Source organism: Variovorax sp. OK605 (genome assembly GCF_900115445.1).
In the GTDB taxonomy this organism is placed as follows: domain Bacteria; phylum Pseudomonadota; class Gammaproteobacteria; order Burkholderiales; family Burkholderiaceae_C; genus Variovorax.
Genome location: NZ_FOWL01000003.1, coordinates 738,316 through 756,494 on the forward strand (window position 1 = coordinate 738,316; position 18,179 = coordinate 756,494).

The following is an 18,179-nucleotide window of genomic DNA, read 5'->3' on the forward strand; positions in this document are numbered from 1 at the left end:
TGTGTTGAGGTCCGCCGGCCGATCCGTCGCCTGTGCGACGGAATCGCGTGTGCTCAGGCGGCAGAAGACTTCGAATCTTCGGTGTGAGCGACCGCTGCCCGCGGCTCGCTTGCCAGCGCGAATGATAGCGAGACTTGCGCCCCTGCTACAGCCCCGTCCACCACGCGGTTCGAAAGCTCGATGCGCGCACCGTGTTCATCGGCAATTTTCTTGACCACCGCAAGGCCCAAACCGGTACCTTTTGTTTTCGTGGTGACGTACGGCTCGAACGCGCGCTTCAGGATGTTGTCGGCAAAGCCGGGGCCGCTGTCCTGCACCGTCAGGCGCACGCGCTGGCCCGAATCGCCGAGCCGCGTGCGAATGACCACCTCGCCCATCTTGCCGGTGACGACGGCGGCCGCCTCTGCGGCGTCCTGGGCGTTTTGCAACAGGTTGTGTATGACCTGGCGGATCTGCTGCGCGTCGCCGCGAACCGGCGGGCAGCGCTCGTCGAGTTCGGAGCGCAGCGTGATCGGCAGGTTCTCCACGTGATAGAGCTGGAGCACGTCGGTCAGCAATGCGTTCAGGTCGACCGGCTTCAGGTCGGCCGCGGGCAGCCGCGCGTAGTCGCGGAATTCGTTCACCAGCCGCTTCATCGCATCGACCTGGTCGACGATGGTCTTCACCGACTTCACCAGGATGGCCTGCTCCGGCGGCGGCACCTTGCCCGAGAGCTTCATCTCGAGCCGCTCGGCCGACAGCTGGATGGGCGTGAGCGGGTTCTTGATCTCGTGCGCCAGGCGGCGCGCCACCTCGCCCCAGGCCTGTGCGCGCTGGGCCGAGACGATTTCCGAGATGTCGTCGAACACCAGCAGCCGCGCGGCACCGGGCAGCTCGGCGCCGCGCGCCACGATGTTGATGGCGCTGTCCTGCTGCGGCAGGTCGTTGCCCGAGGCGTGAAGCTCGAAGGCGTGCTGCCAGTGGTCCAGGCCGTGCTGCATGCGCTCGACGAGGAAGTCGTCGAACTGCTGCTGCACCCTGGCGCCGAAGTCGGCCAGGCCCGGCACGTCGGCCAGCGCCTGCCCTTCGTAGGCGGCCATCGGCGCGCGCAGCACGCGCGTGGCGCCGGGGTTGGTCGACAGCACGATGCCCTTGGCGTCGAGCACGATCACGCCCGACGTGAGGTTGTCCAGGATGGTCTGCAGGTTGGCGCGCGCGGCGTCGAGCTGGCCCATGGTCTTCTCGACCGCGCCGCGAGCGTCGGCCAGCTGCTGCGTCATGACGGCGAACGAGCGCGTGAGGCCGCCCAGCTCATCCTTGCCCTGCAATACGGCGGTGGGCCGCAGGTCGCCGGCGGCCACCTGGCGCACGCCGTCGGCCAGCACGAGCAGCGGCCGCGCCAGCTGGTTGCCGAACAGCACGGCCAGCAGCACCGCGCCGAACACGGCGAGGAACAGGCTCAGCGTGAGCGTGCCGATGTACATGCGGCGCAGGCCCTCGCGCGCCAGCGCCCGCTCCTGGTACTCGCGGTTGGCCTCCTGCACGGCGAGCGCGTTGGCCACCACGGCCGGCGGCAACGCCCGCGTGACCTGCAGGTAGCGCGGCGCGGTGTCGAAGTCGAAGCCGGGGCGCTGCACCATGGCCAGCGCGCGCACGCTCGCCACCGGCGGGGTCGCGCCCGGCGCGACGGTTTCGTCCAGCCCCTCGACGTGCGCCACGGCACGCTCGGGGCGAACCTGGCGGAACTGCTGCGCGGTCGGCCGGTCGGGGTTGAGCTGGAAGCGCGAGGCGCCGGCGCTGGCCACCAGTTGCCCGCTGCCGGTCCAGAGCACCACGTCGCTGGCCTCGAGCTGGTCGCGGATGCGCTCGAGCATCAGGCCCGCGCTGGCATCGGACACCTGCGCGAGCTGCGAACTGGCGCTGCGCGTCTTCACCGCGAGGTCGTCGGTCAGCGAATCGAGCGTGGCGCGCCCGAGGTTCAGGCCGGCGTCGAGCGCGCCTTCGACCTTGACGTCGAACCAGCTCTCGATCGAGCGCGCCACGAACTGGTAGGACACCACGTAGACCAGCGCCCCGGGCACCACGCCCACCAGCGCGAAGATGGCCGCCAGCTTGATCAGCAGGCGGCTGCCGAACTTGCCCTGCCGCAGGCGCCGCAGCAGGCGGAAGGCGACCCAGCCGATCACCAGCACCAGCAGCACCGCCACCACCACGTTGATGCCGAACAGGCGCACGTAGTAGCGCTCGTACAGCGCGCGGTTATTGGTGGCCTGCGCCAGCAGGAACATCAGCACCAGGCCGATGGCCGTGACCAGTGCCGCGCCGACGCCGACGGCCCAGCGCGTGGCCCGCGCGCGGCGTGCGGCCGGCGTGGCCGCTGCGCCGCTGCGCCCGGAAGTGCTCACTTCTGCTTCTCCACGGTGAGCTTGGCCGAGCGCTCGGCGGCAATGTTCCAGTCGTTCTGCCCGACCACGCCGATCTGGAAGGGACGCGGCAGCTGCGAGGTGTCGAGCCGGAAACGGAAGGTGACCTGCTGCTGCGGGTCGTCGCCGATCTCGGCCGCGTCGCCGAGCCGCAGGCGGCCGACGCGCTTGATGGCGTCGAGCGCGTCGCTCAGGGTGTCGAAATTCTGGTTCAGCGAAATGCCCAGGCCGGCCGCGCCGGTCATGGGCGCCGCCGACACGTTGAGCCGCCAGCGCCGCGTGAGCGGCTGGTAGGCCAGGCGCATGTGGCGCGTGACCTGGGCGACCTTGCGGTCGGTCCAGTACCAGCGCTCCTGGAACACCTCGGCCTCGGCCACGAAATAGATGGCGATGCCCTTGTCGAGCACCTCCTCGACCAGCGAGGGCAGATCGAACTGCACGGCGGCGCTGAAATAGACGCCGTCGTCGGCCTGCTCCAGGCGCATCTGGGTGATCGACGCGCCACTGCGGCCCTGCGCCACCGCCGGTGCCGGCAGCCAGGCCATCCACATCACCCATACCCACAGCAGCACGGCCAGCAGGGCCGGCCGGCGGCGATCAGTGCGGGCGCTTTTCGAGCAGGGCGTAGAAGAAACCGTCGTGGTCACCAGAGGGATTGTCCGGGACGCTGCGGCCATTCGACCCGCTTTGGGGCAGCAAATGGCCTGGCGACGGCAGCAAACGTGCGTCGGTGTTGTGTACAAGAAACGCATCAATTTGTTGCGAACCCTCTTCGCGAAACACGGAGCAGGTGCAGTAGAGAAGGCGTCCGCCCGGCCGCACCAGCGGCCACAAGGCGGCCAGCAATGCGGCCTGCTGGGCGGCCAGTTGCGCGGTGTCGCTCTCGCGGCGCAGCCAGCGGACGTCGGGATGGCGGCGCACGATGCCCGATGCGGTGCACGGTGCGTCGAGCAGGATGGCGTCGAACGGCGTGCCGTCCCACCACTGGGCGGGGCGCGAGGCGTCGGCCACCACCACCTTGGCCGGCAGGCCGATGCGCGCCAGCGTGTCGTCGATGCGGCGGGCGCGCACGGCGTCGACCTCCAGCGCGATCACATCGACAGCCTCGGGCCCGGCCAGCTCGAGCAGGTGCGCGGTCTTGCCGCCGGGCGCGGCGCAGGCGTCGAGCACGCGCAGCGGCGCGGCGCCGGGCGCGAGCGGCAGCAGGCCGTCGAGCAGCAGCGGCGCGGCCATTTGCGCGGCGGCGTCCTGCACCGAACTGGCGCCTTCGGCAAAACCGGGCAGTTGCTGCACCGGCCGGGCGCGCGCCAGCTGCAGGCCCACGGGGCCGACGCGGGTGGCCGCGAAGCCGGCAGCCTCCAGCTCCAGCAGATAAGAAGCCGCGGTCGACTTGCGGGCGTTGACCCGCAGTGTCATCGGCGCCTGCGCGTTGTCGGCGCCCAGCACCCGCTGCCACTCGCGCGGATGGTCGCGCTTGAGGCGCTCGATCCACCAGCGCGGGTGGTTCCACTGCGCAACAGGTTCGGTGTCGGTGGCGGCCACCAGCTCGTCGCGCTCGCGCAGGAAACGCCGCAGGCAGGCGTTGATGAAGCTGGCCTGCGCCCGCGTGGCGGGGTTGCGCTTGGCGGCCTCGACCGCCTGGTCGACCAGCGTGAAGGGCTCGTAGGGGGCGCGCTCGCCGTCCCACGCCAGCGCCAGCGCGGTGCACAGCAAGGCGTCGGGCAGCGGCGGCGGCGTGCGCTTGGCCAGGTGGCGGCGCAGCGCCTCTGCGCGGCCGAGCCAGCGCAGCACCTGGAAGCCGAGCGCCTGCACGCCGGGGCGCATCGCAGGCTCGACCGCCTCGAACGCCACCGAGCCGGAGGTACCGGCGCGGATCGACGCCAGCGCCACCGCGGTCAGTTGCAGTTGGCGCCAGAGCGGAGGTTGCTGCGCCGGGGCGCCGCTGCTGCTCGAAGAATCGGAATGTAGTTCTGACAAGTTGGGGCGATGGTAACGGGCGCCCCAAAAGCCGGACGCCTCGCAATGGAAAGAAAAGACCGGGCCGGGTGCCCTGTTCAGAGCAGCGGCGCGGCCGGACGCAGACGCACGGCCCATGCCACCAGCAGCGCCGGGAACTGTGCGATCGCGGCGTTGTAGTGCCCTACCGCCTGGTTGAACTGGTTGCGCGCGATTTCCGCGGCCGCCGAGGGCTCGGGCCACGCGATCGGTTCGATCGCGGCCGGCACGCCGCTCATACCGTTCATACCGCTCGCGCCAGCCGGCATCAGCTGCGCGGGCCGCGACAGCGTGCCGTCGGCGTCGAACACCGTCACGTCGTCGGGGTGCTGGCGCCGCCATGCATTGATCCACACCTGCAGCGCGGTGGCCAGCGCCGCCATCACGCCGGCGTCCAACGGGCGCGTGCGCGTGGCGCCCAGCAAGGTCGACAGCTGCGTGGTCGCGGCCTGCAGCGGCGCGATGGTCGACAGCGACTCGCCCGTCGGCGCGACCTCCGGCGGCGGGCCGGTGGTGATGCTGGTCTGCACGAAATCCAATTGCCTGGCCAGGGCCGCATCGAGCGCGCCGTAGGCCTGCAGGACGGCGGCGCGCAAACGCACCAGCCGGTTGTAGGCGCCGACAAACCAGAACAGCAGCACCGCGATCACGATCCAGCTGGCCAGCGATTCGGGCAACAGACTCATCGACAACAAGGCCTCATGGAAAACACAAAGAAAAACGCCCCCCAACCGGGAGCGGTCGGGGGGCGTGTGTACCGGTCATGGCCGGTGATGCTAACCAGTTATTCGGTCGCGGCGCCTTCGCTGGCGTCCACCGTGGCTGCTGCATCGCTGCTGTCGCTGGAGGCTGCCATTTCGGCGGCTTCCGACTCGGCAATGGCGCGGCGCTCGGCTTCGTCCATGGCGTCCTTGACCTTGCGTGCCTGGTGGTACGCCATGCCGGTGCCTGCGGGAATCAGGCGGCCGACGATCACGTTTTCCTTCAGACCGCGCAGCTCGTCGCGCTTGCCCATGATCGCGGCTTCGGTCAGCACGCGCGTCGTTTCCTGGAACGAAGCAGCCGAGATGAACGAGTCGGTCGACAGCGACGCCTTCGTGATACCCAGCAGCAGGTTGGTGAACGTCGCGGGGATCTTGCCTTCGGCGCGCAGGGCGTCGTTGGTGTTGAGCATTTCGCTGCGTTCGACCTGTTCGCCGGAGATGTAGTTCGTCTCGCCGATGTTGTCGACCACGACGCGGCGCAGCATCTGGCGAACGATCACCTCGATGTGCTTGTCGTTGATCTTCACACCCTGCAAGCGGTACACGTCCTGCACTTCGTCCACGATGTAGCGCGCGAGTTCTTCCGAACCCAGCAGGCGCAGGATGTCCTGCGGGTCCGCCGGACCGTCGACCACGCTTTCGCCCTTGTTCACCACCTGGCCTTCGTGCACCAGGATGTTCTTTTCCTTCGGCACGAGGTCTTCGTAGACGCCGCCTTCGGGATCGGTGATCTGCAGGCGGATCTTGCCCTTGGTCTCCTTACCGAACGACACGGTACCGGTCATTTCGGCCAGCATGCCCTTGTCCTTCGGCGAACGGGCTTCGAACAGCTCGGCCACACGCGGCAGACCGCCGGTAATGTCGCGGGTCTTCTGGCCTTCGACCGGAATACGCGCCAGCACTTCGCCGGGGCCCACGTCCTGGCCGTCGCGGATCTGCACCAGCGAGCCAATGGGGAAGCCGATCGTCACCGAGTGGTCGGTGCCGGGGATCTTCACTTCCTGGCCTTGCGCGTCGATCAGCTTGACCTGCGGGCGAACGACCTTGGCAGCGCCGCGGCGCTTCGGGTCGATCACCACCAGGGTCGACAGACCGGTCACTTCGTCCACCTGCTTCGCAACCGTGAGGCCTTCCTCGACGTTTTCGAACTGCGTCTTGCCGGCGAACTCGGTAATGATCGGGCGGGTCAGCGGATCCCAGTTGGCAAGCACGTGGCCGGCCTTGATCTGCTGGTCGGCCTTGACGGCCAGGATCGCGCCGTACGGCACCTTGTGACGTTCGCGCTCACGGCCGTGCTCGTCATGAATGACGATCTCGCCCGAACGCGAAATCACGACCAGCTCGCCCTTGCTGTTGGTCACGTAGCGCATCGTGGCGTTGAAGCCGATCGAACCGTTCGACTTGGCTTCCACGCTCGAGGCGATGGCAGCGCGCGAAGCGGCACCACCGATGTGGAACGTACGCATCGTCAGCTGCGTGCCGGGTTCGCCGATGGACTGGGCGGCGATCACACCGACGGCTTCGCCGATGTTGATCAGGCCGCCGCGGCCCAGGTCGCGACCGTAGCAGGTGGCGCAGATGCCGAAACGGGTTTCGCAGGTCAGCGCGGTGCGGACCTTGACCTCGTCGACGCCTTGCGCTTCCAGCACTTCGATGTTGTCTTCGTCGAACATCGAGCCGGCCTTCAGCAGCACCGAGCGGTTTTCCGGGTGCAGCACATCGTCCGCAGCCGAGCGGCCGAGGATACGGTCGCGCAGCGACTCGATCACTTCACCGCCTTCGACGATCGCGCGCATCAGGTAGCCGCCGTGCGTGCCGCAGTCCTGCTCGGTCACCACCAGGTCTTGCGTCACGTCGACCAGACGACGGGTCAGGTAGCCCGAGTTCGCCGTCTTCAGTGCCGTGTCGGCCAGACCCTTACGGGCACCGTGGGTGGAGATGAAGTACTCCAGCACGTTCAGGCCTTCGCGGAAGTTCGCGGTAATGGGCGTCTCGATGATCGAGCCGTCCGGCTTGGCCATCAGGCCCCGCATACCGGCCACCTGGCGAATCTGGGCCGCGGAACCGCGGGCGCCGGAGTCGGCCATCATGTAGATCGAGTTGAAGGACTCCTGCTCGACTTCCTTGCCGTGACGGTCGATGACCTTCTGCTTGGAGAGCTTGGCCATCATCACCTTCGACACTTCGTCGCCGGCCTTGCCCCAGATGTCCACCACCTTGTTGTAGCGTTCGCCGGAGGTCACCAGACCGGACACGTACTGCTGCTCGATCTCCTTCACTTCCTTGGCGGAGCGCTCGATGATGCCGTGCTTCTCTGCGGGCACCAGCATGTCGTCGATGGCGATCGAGATACCGGCCTTGGTCGCCAGACGGAAGCCGTTTTGCAGCAGCTTGTCGGCGAACACGACGGTCTCTTTCAGGCCGCACTTGCGGAACGAGACGTTGATGAGCTTGGAGATTTCCTTCTTCTTCAGCGCCTTGTTGATGTTCGAGAACGGCAGGCCCTTCGGCAGGATCTCGGACAGCAGGGCACGGCCCACGGTGGTGTCCACGAGCGAGGTCGACGGCGTGAACACGCCGGTTTCCTTGTCCTTGGTGTACTCCGTGATACGCACTGCCACCTTGGCGGTGAGCTCGACTTCGTTGGCGTCCAGCGCGCGCTGCACTTCACCGATGTCGGAGAAGATCAGGCCCTCGCCCTTGCCGTTGATGCGGTCGCGGGTCGTGTAGTACAGACCCAGCACCACGTCCTGCGAAGGAACGATCGACGGTTCGCCCGACGCCGGGAACAGCACGTTGTTGGAGGCCAGCATCAGCGTGCGGGCTTCCATTTGCGCTTCCACCGACAACGGCACGTGAACGGCCATCTGGTCGCCGTCGAAGTCGGCGTTGAATGCCGCGCAGACGAGCGGGTGCAGCTGGATGGCCTTGCCTTCGATCAGGATCGGTTCGAAGGCCTGGATGCCCAGACGGTGCAGCGTCGGAGCGCGGTTCAGCATGACCGGGTGCTCCTTGATGACCTCTTCCAGGATGTCCCAGACCACCGGCGTGCCCGATTCGACTTCCTTCTTGGCAGCCTTGATCGTCGTCGCGATGCCCATGGCTTCGAGGCGCGAGAAGATGAAGGGCTTGAACAGCTCGAGCGCCATCAGCTTCGGCAGGCCGCACTGGTGCAGCTTGAGCGTCGGGCCCACCACGATGACCGAACGGCCCGAGTAGTCGACGCGCTTGCCCAGCAGATTCTGGCGGAAGCGGCCGCTCTTGCCCTTGATCATGTCGGCCAGCGACTTCAGCGCGCGCTTGTTGGCGCCCGTCATGGCCTTGCCACGGCGGCCGTTGTCCAGCAGCGAGTCGACCGCTTCCTGCAGCATCCGCTTTTCGTTGCGCGCGATGATTTCCGGAGCCTTCAGCTCCAGCAGGCGGCGCAGACGCGAATTGCGGTTGATGACGCGGCGGTACAGGTCGTTCAGGTCGGAGGTCGCGAAGCGGCCGCCGTCCAGCGGCACCAGCGGACGCAGGTCCGGCGGCAGCACGGGCAGCACGTCCAGCACCATCCAGCCGGGCTTGATGCCCGACTTGCGGAAGGCTTCCAGCACCTTCAGGCGCTTGGAGTTCTTCTTGACCTTGACTTCGGAGCCGGTCAGGTCGCCGCGCAGGCGTTCGATCTCGCTGTCGAGCTCGATGCCTTCCAGCAGGTCCTTGATGCCTTCGGCGCCCATCTTGGCGACGAACTCGTCACCGTATTCCTTGCGCTTCGCGTCGTAGTCGTCCTCGGACATGATGCCGAACTTCTTCAGCGGGGTCATGCCGGGGTCGGTGATCACGTAGGCTTCGAAGTACAGCACGCGTTCGATGTCGCGCAGCGTCATGTCGAGCACGAGGCCCAGGCGCGACGGCAGCGACTTCAGGAACCAGATGTGGGCGCAGGGCGCGGCCAGGTCGATGTGACCCATGCGCTCGCGACGCACCTTGGTCTGCGTGACTTCAACGCCGCACTTCTCGCAGATCACGCCGCGGTGCTTCAGGCGCTTGTACTTGCCGCACAGGCACTCGTAGTCCTTGATGGGGCCGAAGATCTTGGCGCAGAACAGGCCGTCGCGCTCGGGCTTGAACGTGCGGTAGTTGATCGTCTCCGGCTTCTTCACTTCGCCGAAAGACCACGAGCGGATCTTCTCGGGCGACGCCATGCCGATCTTGATGGCATCGAAATGCTCATCGGGCGTGAATTGCTTGAACAGGTCGAGTAATGACTTCATGTGACTCTTTCCTTGTCGCTTAAGAACGTTCGAGTTCGATGTCCAGGCCCAGGGAACGGATTTCCTTGACCAGCACATTGAACGATTCCGGCATGCCGGCTTCGATGGAGTGTTCGCCCTTGACGATGCTCTCGTACACCTTGGTACGGCCTTGCACGTCGTCGGACTTCACCGTCAGCATTTCCTGCAGGACGTAGGCGGCGCCGTAAGCTTCCAGCGCCCACACTTCCATTTCCCCGAAACGCTGGCCGCCGAACTGCGCCTTGCCGCCCAGCGGTTGCTGCGTGACCAGCGAGTACGGACCGGTCGAGCGTGCGTGCATCTTGTCGTCGACCAAGTGGTGCAGCTTCAAGAAGTGCATGTAGCCGACGGTGACGGGACGATCGAACTGGTCGCCGGTGCGGCCGTCGTACAGATACGCCTGGGTGCGCGTGTCGGTCAGGCCCTTGAGCTTGGCGATGTCGTCCGGGTAGGCGAGCTTGAGCATGCCGCGGATTTCTTCTTCCGATGCGCCGTCGAACACAGGCGTCGCGAAGGTCGCGCCGTTCTGCAGGTTCGCCGCCATCTCGAGCAGTTCGGTGTCGCTCAGCGAGCCGATGTCTTCCTTGCGGCCCGAGCCGTTGTACAGCTGCTCCATGAACTTGCGCAGCTCGGCCACCTTGGCCTCTTGCTGCAGCATGTCGCCGATGCGCTGGCCGATGCCCTTGCCGGCCCAGCCCAGGTGCACTTCGAGCACCTGGCCCACGTTCATCCGCGAAGGCACGCCCAGCGGGTTCAGGCAGATGTCGCACGGCGTGCCGTCGGCCATGTGGGGCATGTCTTCGACCGGAACGATCTTGGACACCACACCCTTGTTGCCGTGACGGCCGGCCATCTTGTCGCCGGGTTGCAGGCGGCGCTTGACGGCCAGGTAGACCTTGACCATCTTGAGCACGCCCGCGGGCAGCTCGTCGCCCTGCGTGAGCTTCTTGCGCTTTTCTTCGAACGCGAGGTCGAAGCTGTGACGCGTCTGCTCCAGCGAGTTCTTGATCGACTCGAGCTGCGTGGCCACTTCGTCTTCCGCCGGGCGGATGTCGAACCAGTGGAACTTCTCGACCGACGACAGGTAGGCCTTGTCGAGCTTGGTGCCCTTGGCCAGCTTGTTCGGGCCGCCGTTGGCGACCTTGCCGGTCAGCAGCTTCTCGATACGGTCGAACGCGTCGGCTTCGACGATGCGCAGCTGGTCGTTCAGGTCGAGGCGGAAGCGCTTGAGTTCGTCGTCGATGATCTGCTGGGCGCGCTTGTCGCGCGTGATGCCTTCACGGGTGAAGACCTGCACGTCGATCACGGTGCCCTGCGAACCCTGGTCCACACGCAGCGAGGTGTCCTTCACGTCGGAAGCCTTCTCGCCGAAGATGGCGCGAAGCAGCTTCTCTTCCGGCGTCAGCGTGGTCTCGCCCTTCGGCGTGACCTTGCCCACCAGCGTGTCGCCCGGCTGCACTTCGGCGCCGACATAGATGATGCCGGATTCGTCGAGGCGGTTGAGCTGCTGCTCGGCCAGGTTCGGGATGTCGCGCGTGATTTCTTCGGCGCCCAGCTTGGTGTCGCGGGCCATCACCACCAGTTCCTCGATGTGGATCGAGGTGTAGCGGTCTTCGGCGACGACGCGTTCGGAGATCAGGATCGAGTCTTCGAAGTTGTAGCCGTTCCAGGGCATGAACGCGATCAGCATGTTCTGGCCGAGGGCCAGTTCGCCGAGGTCGGTCGATGCGCCGTCGGCCACCACGTCGCCCTTGGCGATCTTGTCGCCGCGCTTGACGATGGGGCGCTGGTGGATGTTGGTGTTCTGGTTCGAACGCTGATACTTGATCAGGTTGTAGATGTCCACGCCGACTTCACCGGCAGCCGCTTCGGCGTCGTTCACGCGCACCACGACACGGGTCGCGTCGACGTAGTCGACGATACCGCCGCGGGTGGCCGTGACCACGGTGCCCGAGTCGACCGCGGAAACGCGCTCGATACCGGTACCGACCATCGGCTTCTCGGGGCGCAGCACAGGCACGGCCTGACGCTGCATGTTGGCGCCCATCAACGCGCGGTTCGCGTCATCGTGCTCCAGGAACGGCACGAGCGAAGCGGCCACCGACACGATCTGCGCGGGCGACACGTCCATGTACTGGATGCGCTCGGCACCGACCAGGATCGATTCGCCGGCTTCACGCGCGGAAACCAGGTCGCCGGTCAGCACGCCGTCCTTGTCCAGGGCCGCGTTGGCCTGGGCGATGACGTACTTGCCTTCCTCGATGGCCGACAGGTAGTCGATGTCCATCGTGACCTTGCTGTCCACCACGCGACGGTACGGCGTCTCGATGAAGCCGTATTCGTTCAGGCGGGCGTACAGGGCCAGCGAGTTGATCAGACCGATGTTCGGGCCTTCAGGCGTTTCGATCGGGCACACGCGGCCGTAATGGGTCACGTGCACGTCGCGCACTTCGAAGCCTGCACGTTCGCGCGTCAGACCGCCCGGGCCAAGGGCCGACACGCGGCGCTTGTGGGTGATTTCGGACAGCGGGTTCGTCTGGTCCATGAACTGCGACAGCTGCGAGGCACCGAAGAATTCCTTCAGCGCGGCCGAGATCGGCTTGCTGTTGATCAGGTCGTGCGGCATCAGCGGCTCTTGCTCCGCTTGACCCAGACGTTCCTTCACGGCCTTCTCGATACGTGCCAGGCCGGTGCGGTACTGGTTTTCGGCCAGTTCGCCGACGCAACGCACGCGACGGTTGCCCAGGTGATCGATGTCGTCGACTTCGCCGTTGCCGTTGCGCAGGTCCACGAGGATCTTGACCACGGCCAGGATGTCTTCGTTGGTCAGCACCATCGGGCCGGTCGATTCGTCGCGGCCGACCTTGGCGTTGAACTTCATGCGGCCCACGCGCGACAGGTCGTACGTGTCCGGGTTGTAGAACAGGCGCTGGAACAGGGCCTGCACCGCGTCTTCCGTTGGCGGCTCGCCGGGGCGCATCATGCGGTAGATGGCCACGCGCGCGGCGAATTCGTCCACCGTTTCGTCGATGCGCAGGGTCTGCGAGATGTACGCACCCTGGTCGAGTTCGTTGGTGTAGATCACCTGAACGTCTTGCACGCCGGCCGTGCGCAGCTTCTTCAGCAGCGCTTCGGTCAGCTCGTCGTTGGCCTTGGACAGGATTTCGCCGGAGTCGGCGTCGACGATGTTGCGGGCGATCACGCGGCCGACCAGGAAGTCTTCCGGCACGCTGATGTGCGTGGTGCCGCCCTGCTCGAGTTCACGCGTGTGGCGCGCGGTGACGCGCTTGTCCTTGGCGACCACGACCTTGCCCGACTTGTCGGTGATGTCGAAGCGCGCGACTTCGCCGCGCAGGCGCTCGGGAACGAATTCCATCTGCGCGCCGCTGTCCATCAGGCGGAAGTTGTCGTTCACGAAGAAGTTCGCGAGGATCGATTCCGGGTTCAGGCCGATGGCCTTCAGCAGGATCGTGACCGGCATCTTGCGGCGACGGTCCACGCGGAAGTACAGCATGTCCTTCGGGTCGAATTCGAAGTCGAGCCACGAACCGCGGTAAGGGATCACGCGGGCCGAGAACAGCAGCTTGCCCGAGCTGTGCGTCTTGCCCTTGTCGTGTTCGAAGAACACGCCCGGCGAACGGTGCAGCTGGGACACGATCACGCGTTCCGTGCCGTTGATGATGAACGAGCCCTTTTCGGTCATGAGCGGCACTTCGCCCATGTAGACCTCTTGCTCTTTCACTTCCTTGACCACCTTCGACTGCGACGTCGACGACTCGCGGTCATAGATGATGAGCTGAACCTTGGCGCGCACGGCCGAGGCGAAGGTCAGACCACGGGTCTGGCACTCACGCACGTCGAACGCCGGCTTCGCCAGGTTGTACTCGAGGAACTTCATCTCGACGAAACCGTTGTGCGAGACGATCGGGAAGGCAGCGTCGAACGCGGCCTGCAGGCCTTCGACGGTGCGTTGTTTGGGGGCGATGCCGGCTTGCAGGAACGCGGTGTACGCGTCTTTCTGCATCTGCAGCAGGTAGGGGATTTCAACGACGCTGTCGCGGTTACCGAAACTTTTTCGGATGCGCTTGCGTTCGGTGTAACTGTACGCGGACGATTGGGCCATGAGAGCTCCGGAGCTTGAGATCTTCAGCGACTTGTTCAGGTGCCTTGGCACCACTGCTCCTTGGCGGCTGGCCACTACCAGCCGTTGGCGGACGGCGATGCGTTGCACATCGCCCGAACCAAGGGGTCTTCTGCAGTCGGGGTCAGAAGACACTCAAAAGAAGCTGAAAGCCGGCCTCTTTTGGGTGCGCTCTGAAAGCGGCAAAGGCTGGAGGGCCTTTTCAGGCACCTCCAGCCCTCTAGGGGGTCTGAATTACTTCAGTTCCACCTTGGCGCCGGCTTCTTCCAGCTTCTTCTTTGCAGCTTCAGCGTCAGCCTTGGACAGGGCTTCCTTGACAGCCTTGGGAGCGGCTTCCACCAGGTCCTTGGCTTCCTTGAGGCCCAGGCCGGTGATTTCGCGCACGGCCTTGATGACCGACACCTTGTTCGCGCCGACATCGGTCAGCACGACGTTGAATTCGGTCTGTTCTTCCACTGCAGCAGCAGCGGCGCCACCACCAGCGCCGGCCGGAGCGGCCATTGCTGCGGCGCTCACGCCGAACTTCTCTTCGATGGCCTTGACCAGGTCGTTGAGTTCCAGGACCGTCATGCTGTCGAGCGCGGTCAGAAATGCGTCTTTATCGAATGCCATTTTTGTTTCCTAACAATTGGGTTGAATATTTCAAACGCAAGCTCAAGCGGCTTGCGCTTCTGCCGGTGCATCGGCGACGGGTGCAGCTTCGCCTTCGCCACGCTTCGCAGCCAGCGCCGCGAGAACGCGTGCCGTACGGGAAACGGGGGATTGCATCAAGCCCAGCAATTGGGACAACAGCACTTCCTTCGAAGGGATGTTGGCCAGTTGCTTCACGCCATTGACGTCCAGGGCCTTGCCGCCAAACGCGCCACCGCGAATCACCAACTTGTCGTTGGTCTTCGCGAAGTCGGCCACCACCTTGGCGGCGGCCACTGCGTCTTCGGAAAAGCCGTAGATCAGCGGACCGGTCATCTGGTCACCGACGACTTCAAATGCGCTACCAGCCACAGCACGGCGTGCCAGCGTGTTCTTCAACACGCTGAGGGTCACGCCCTTGCTGCGAGCTTCGCTGCGCAGTTTGGTCATATCGGCTACCGAGATGCCACGGTATTCCGCCATCACGAGCGTTTGAGCTTTTGCGGCGAGGCTGGTCACATCACTGATGACCGCTTCTTTCTCACTGCGATTCAGACTCAAGGTCTACTCCTTTTAATGCGATCTTCGGCCGGGGCCTTGGATCGCGCTTCATGCAGCGACCAACTGTTTCGGAACAAAAACTGATTCCTTGCAGCGGGATCGCCATCTGCGCTGGATACCGGAAGGATCGATCCGGCGATTAAGTGCAGCGCCCTGCACACCAGCGGTCTTGGATGGCTCGCGGCAACCGAAGCTGCCGCGACCCACCACATTCGCCCCACCCTTTCGGGCAGAGCCAATCTCTTTAGCTCGCCGAGATGGTTTGCGTGTCCACGCGGACACCCAGACCCATGGTCGACGACACAGCGACCTTGCGCAGGAACACGCCCTTGCTGGTCGCCGGCTTGGCCTTGACCAGTGCATCGATCAGCGCAACGAGGTTGCCTTGCAGCTTGTCGTTGTCGAACGAACGACGGCCGATCGTGCCGTGGATGATGCCGGCCTTGTCGACGCGGAACTGGACCTGGCCAGCCTTGGCGTTCTTCACAGCCGTGGCGACGTCCGGGGTCACCGTGCCAACCTTGGGGTTGGGCATCAGGCCGCGCGGGCCGAGGATCTGACCCAGCGTACCGACGACGCGCATGGCGTCCGGTGCGGCGATCACGACGTCGAAAGGCATGTCGCCAGCCTTGACCATGGCAGCCAGGTCGTCCATGCCGACGATGTCGGCGCCGGCGGCCTTGGCTTCTTCAGCCTTGGCGCCTTGGGCGAACACGGCGACGCGCTTGGTCTTGCCGGTGCCGTTGGGCAGCACGACGGCGCCACGCACGACCTGGTCGGACTTCTTCGCGTCGATGCCGAGCTGCACGGCCACGTCGATCGATTCGTCGAACTTGGCGGTGGCCGCGTCCTTGACGATGACGATCGCGTCAACCAGCGGGTACAGCTTGTTGCTGTCGACCTTGCCTTGCAGCGACTTTTGCTTCTTGGTGATCTTGGACATTTACACGCCCTCCACATTCACGCCCATCGAGCGGGCCGAGCCGGCGATGGTACGAACTGCTGCGTCGAGGTCGGCGGCAGTCAGGTCCTTCATCTTGGCCTTGGCGATTTCTTCGAGCTGGGCGCGCGTGATCTTGCCGACCTTGTCGGTGTGCGGGCGGGCCGAGCCCTTGTCCAGCTTGATGGCCTTCTTGATCAAGGTGATCGCCGGGGGCGTCTTGATGATGAAGGTGAAGCTCTTGTCAGCGAACGCGGTGATGACCACCGGCAGCGGCAGACCCGGCTCGACGCCTTGGGTTTGCGCGTTGAACGCCTTGCAGAACTCCATGATGTTCAGACCGCGCTGACCGAGTGCGGGACCGATCGGGGGGGACGGGTTGGCCTTACCAGCTGGGACTTGCAGCTTGATGAAGCCGACGATTTTTTTCGCCATGCTTTGCTCCTTGCGGGTGATATCGCCTTGGCCTGTGGCCGAGGCTCCCCGGGGTTTAACGACTCTTCGAGATCAAGGCCGCGCGCCGAGTCGGACAACGCGCAGCCGAAAATGGTGCGGGCCTTGCGGCCCGGGGCTCAGGTCTTCTCGACCTGGCTGAATTCGAGTTCCACAGGTGTCGCGCGGCCGAAAATCATGACCGACACGCTGACCTTGCTCTTCTCGTAATTGACTTCTTCGACGGTGCCGTTGAAGTCGGTGAACGGGCCTTCCTTGACGCGCACGAATTCACCCACGGTGAACTCGACCTTGTGGCGCGGCTTCTCGGTGCCCTGCTGCATCTGGCTGACGATGTCCTCGACCTCTTTCTGCGAGATCGGGGCCGGACGGTTCTTGGCGCCGCCCACGAAACCCGTCACCTTGTTGGTGTGCTTCACCAGGTGCCAGCTCTCGTCGTCCATGATCATTTCGACCAGCACGTAGCCCGGGAAGAAGCGGCGCTCGGTGGTGCGCTTCTGGCCGTTCTTGATTTCGACCACTTCTTCGGTCGGAACCAGGATGCGGCCGAACTTGTCCTGCATGCCGGCGCGGTTGATGCGCTCGGTGATGTTGCGCTCGACAGCCTTTTCCATGCCCGAATAGGCATGGACCACGTACCAACGCAGATCAGGGTTGGCGGCGGGAGCCAGCACGGAGGTGTTTTCTTCCTCCGGCGTGCTCGGCGTGGTTTCAACTGCGTCGTCGGTCATTTATTTTCTCCAGCCCAGAATGAGGTCGAAAAACACCCATTCGAGCGTCTTGTCGGTGAGCCAGAGGAAGACGGACATGATCGCCACGAAGGCGAACACGTAGGCCGTCATTTGCATCGCTTCCTTGCGGGTCGGCCACACGACCTTCTTGACCTCGCGCCACGAGTCGCGGCCAAAGGCCCACAACTGGCGGCCATTCTCCGAACTGCCGAAAGCAGCCACTGCGGCGGCCAGGCCGACCAGCAGTGCAGCCCATTGCACCAGCGAGCCTTGGCGCGACAGCAGATAGAACGCCACGATGGCGCCCACTGCCAGCACAACGGCCGCGGCCAGTTTGGCCTTGTCGGCGCCGGTGCTCACGGTTTCGATTTGAGAAGTGGCCATGTTCGGCTGATTTCCTGTGACCCTGAGGCCTTCAATTCAATGCGCCTTCTTCAGACGCCGAAGCCCGTCGGGACACGACGGGCTTTTCGGGGTGCCACCTAGGTGGCAGGGGCAGTAGGAATCGAACCTACAACCTTCGGTTTTGGAGACCGACGCTCTGCCAATTGAGCTATACCCCTCCGGTACTCTTTGCGCCCGACTTAGATGTCGAGGATCTTGGCCACGACGCCCGAACCCACGGTGCGGCCGCCTTCACGGATGGCGAAGCGCAGGCCTTCTTCCATCGCGATCGGGTTGATCAGCTTCACGGTGATGCTGACGTTGTCGCCAGGCATGACCATTTCCTTGTCCTTGGGCAACTCGATCGCGCCGGTCACGTCCGTCGTGCGGAAGTAGAACTGCGGGCGGTAGTTGTTGAAGAACGGCGTGTGACGGCCGCCTTCGTCCTTCGACAGGACATACACCTCGGCGGTGAAGTGCACGTGCGGCTTGATCGAGCCGGGCTTGCACAGCACTTGGCCGCGCTCGACTTCTTCGCGCTTCGTGCCGCGCAGCAGCACGCCGACGTTGTCACCAGCTTGACCCTGGTCCAGCAGCTTGCGGAACATTTCCACGCCGGTGCAGATGGTCTTGACCGTCGGGCGGATGCCCACGATTTCGATTTCTTCGCCGACCTTGATCACGCCACGCTCGACGGCGCCGGTCACGACCGTGCCGCGACCCGAGATCGAGAACACGTCTTCCACGGGCATCAGGAACGTGCCGTCCACGGCGCGCTCGGGCGTCGGGATGTACGTGTCCAGCGCTTCAGCCAGCTTCATGATGGCTTCTTCGCCCAGCTTGCCCTTGTCGCCTTCGAGGGCGAGCTTGGCCGAGCCGTGAATGATCGGGGTGTCGTCGC

13 protein-coding genes and 1 tRNA gene are annotated in these 18,179 nt (G+C 65.0%); all 14 read right to left on the bottom strand.

The genetic code is table 11. The features are described from left to right. Window positions 1–53: 53 nt before the first annotated feature. Window positions 54–2,384 carry a sensor histidine kinase gene (locus BM013_RS11555; protein WP_093126708.1) on the bottom strand — a complete coding sequence of 777 codons (2,331 nt, stop codon included), beginning with the start codon at window positions 2,382–2,384 and terminating at the stop codon, window positions 54–56. Then, window positions 2,381–2,947: a DUF4390 domain-containing protein gene (locus BM013_RS11560; RefSeq protein ID WP_177206375.1), complete on the bottom strand. Its 567-nt coding sequence runs from the start codon at window positions 2,945–2,947 to the stop codon at window positions 2,381–2,383. Before BM013_RS11560 ends, BM013_RS11555 begins: the two co-directional genes overlap by 4 nt. 52 nt (window positions 2,948–2,999) lie before the next feature. After that, window positions 3,000–4,379: a 16S rRNA (cytosine(967)-C(5))-methyltransferase RsmB gene (rsmB, locus tag BM013_RS11565; protein ID WP_093126714.1), complete on the bottom strand. Its 1,380-nt coding sequence runs from the start codon at window positions 4,377–4,379 to the stop codon at window positions 3,000–3,002. 77 nt (window positions 4,380–4,456) lie between these two features. Then, window positions 4,457–5,083, bottom strand: a complete 627-nt coding sequence (locus tag BM013_RS11570) for a LemA family protein (RefSeq protein ID WP_093126716.1) — start codon at window positions 5,081–5,083, stop codon at window positions 4,457–4,459. Between the two features lie 98 nt (window positions 5,084–5,181). Continuing rightward, window positions 5,182–9,417 (bottom strand): DNA-directed RNA polymerase subunit beta', encoded by a 4,236-nt coding sequence (rpoC, locus tag BM013_RS11575; protein WP_093126719.1) that lies wholly within the window; start codon window positions 9,415–9,417, stop codon window positions 5,182–5,184. 19 nt (window positions 9,418–9,436) lie between these two features. Beyond that, window positions 9,437–13,561, bottom strand: coding sequence for a DNA-directed RNA polymerase subunit beta (gene rpoB / locus BM013_RS11580; protein WP_093126721.1), 4,125 nt, complete (start codon window positions 13,559–13,561; stop codon window positions 9,437–9,439). Between the two features lie 252 nt (window positions 13,562–13,813). After that, a complete protein-coding gene (rplL, locus tag BM013_RS11585) occupies window positions 13,814–14,191 on the bottom strand; it encodes a 50S ribosomal protein L7/L12 (RefSeq protein ID WP_093126724.1) in 378 nt (125 codons plus the stop codon). 42 nt (window positions 14,192–14,233) lie between these two features. Next, window positions 14,234–14,770, bottom strand: coding sequence for a 50S ribosomal protein L10 (gene rplJ, locus BM013_RS11590; protein ID WP_056512894.1), 537 nt, complete (start codon window positions 14,768–14,770; stop codon window positions 14,234–14,236). A 244-nt stretch (window positions 14,771–15,014) separates the two neighbouring features. Then, window positions 15,015–15,713 carry a 50S ribosomal protein L1 gene (rplA, locus tag BM013_RS11595; protein WP_093126727.1) on the bottom strand — a complete coding sequence of 233 codons (699 nt, stop codon included), beginning with the start codon at window positions 15,711–15,713 and terminating at the stop codon, window positions 15,015–15,017. Continuing rightward, window positions 15,714–16,145, bottom strand: coding sequence for a 50S ribosomal protein L11 (gene rplK, locus BM013_RS11600; RefSeq protein WP_056584627.1), 432 nt, complete (start codon window positions 16,143–16,145; stop codon window positions 15,714–15,716). It abuts the gene before it with no gap. Window positions 16,146–16,282: 137 nt separating this feature from the next. Beyond that, a complete protein-coding gene (gene nusG / locus BM013_RS11605) occupies window positions 16,283–16,894 on the bottom strand; it encodes a transcription termination/antitermination protein NusG (RefSeq protein WP_081269556.1) in 612 nt (203 codons plus the stop codon). Beyond that, window positions 16,895–17,278 (bottom strand): preprotein translocase subunit SecE, encoded by a 384-nt coding sequence (gene secE / locus BM013_RS11610; protein ID WP_093126729.1) that lies wholly within the window; start codon window positions 17,276–17,278, stop codon window positions 16,895–16,897. A gap of 103 nt (window positions 17,279–17,381) precedes the next feature. Then, window positions 17,382–17,457, bottom strand: a tRNA-Trp gene (locus tag BM013_RS11615). A 21-nt stretch (window positions 17,458–17,478) separates the two neighbouring features. After that, on the bottom strand, window positions 17,479–18,179 hold a 701-nt coding region (locus tag BM013_RS11620; protein WP_256221461.1), incomplete at its 5' end, for an EF-Tu C-terminal domain-related protein.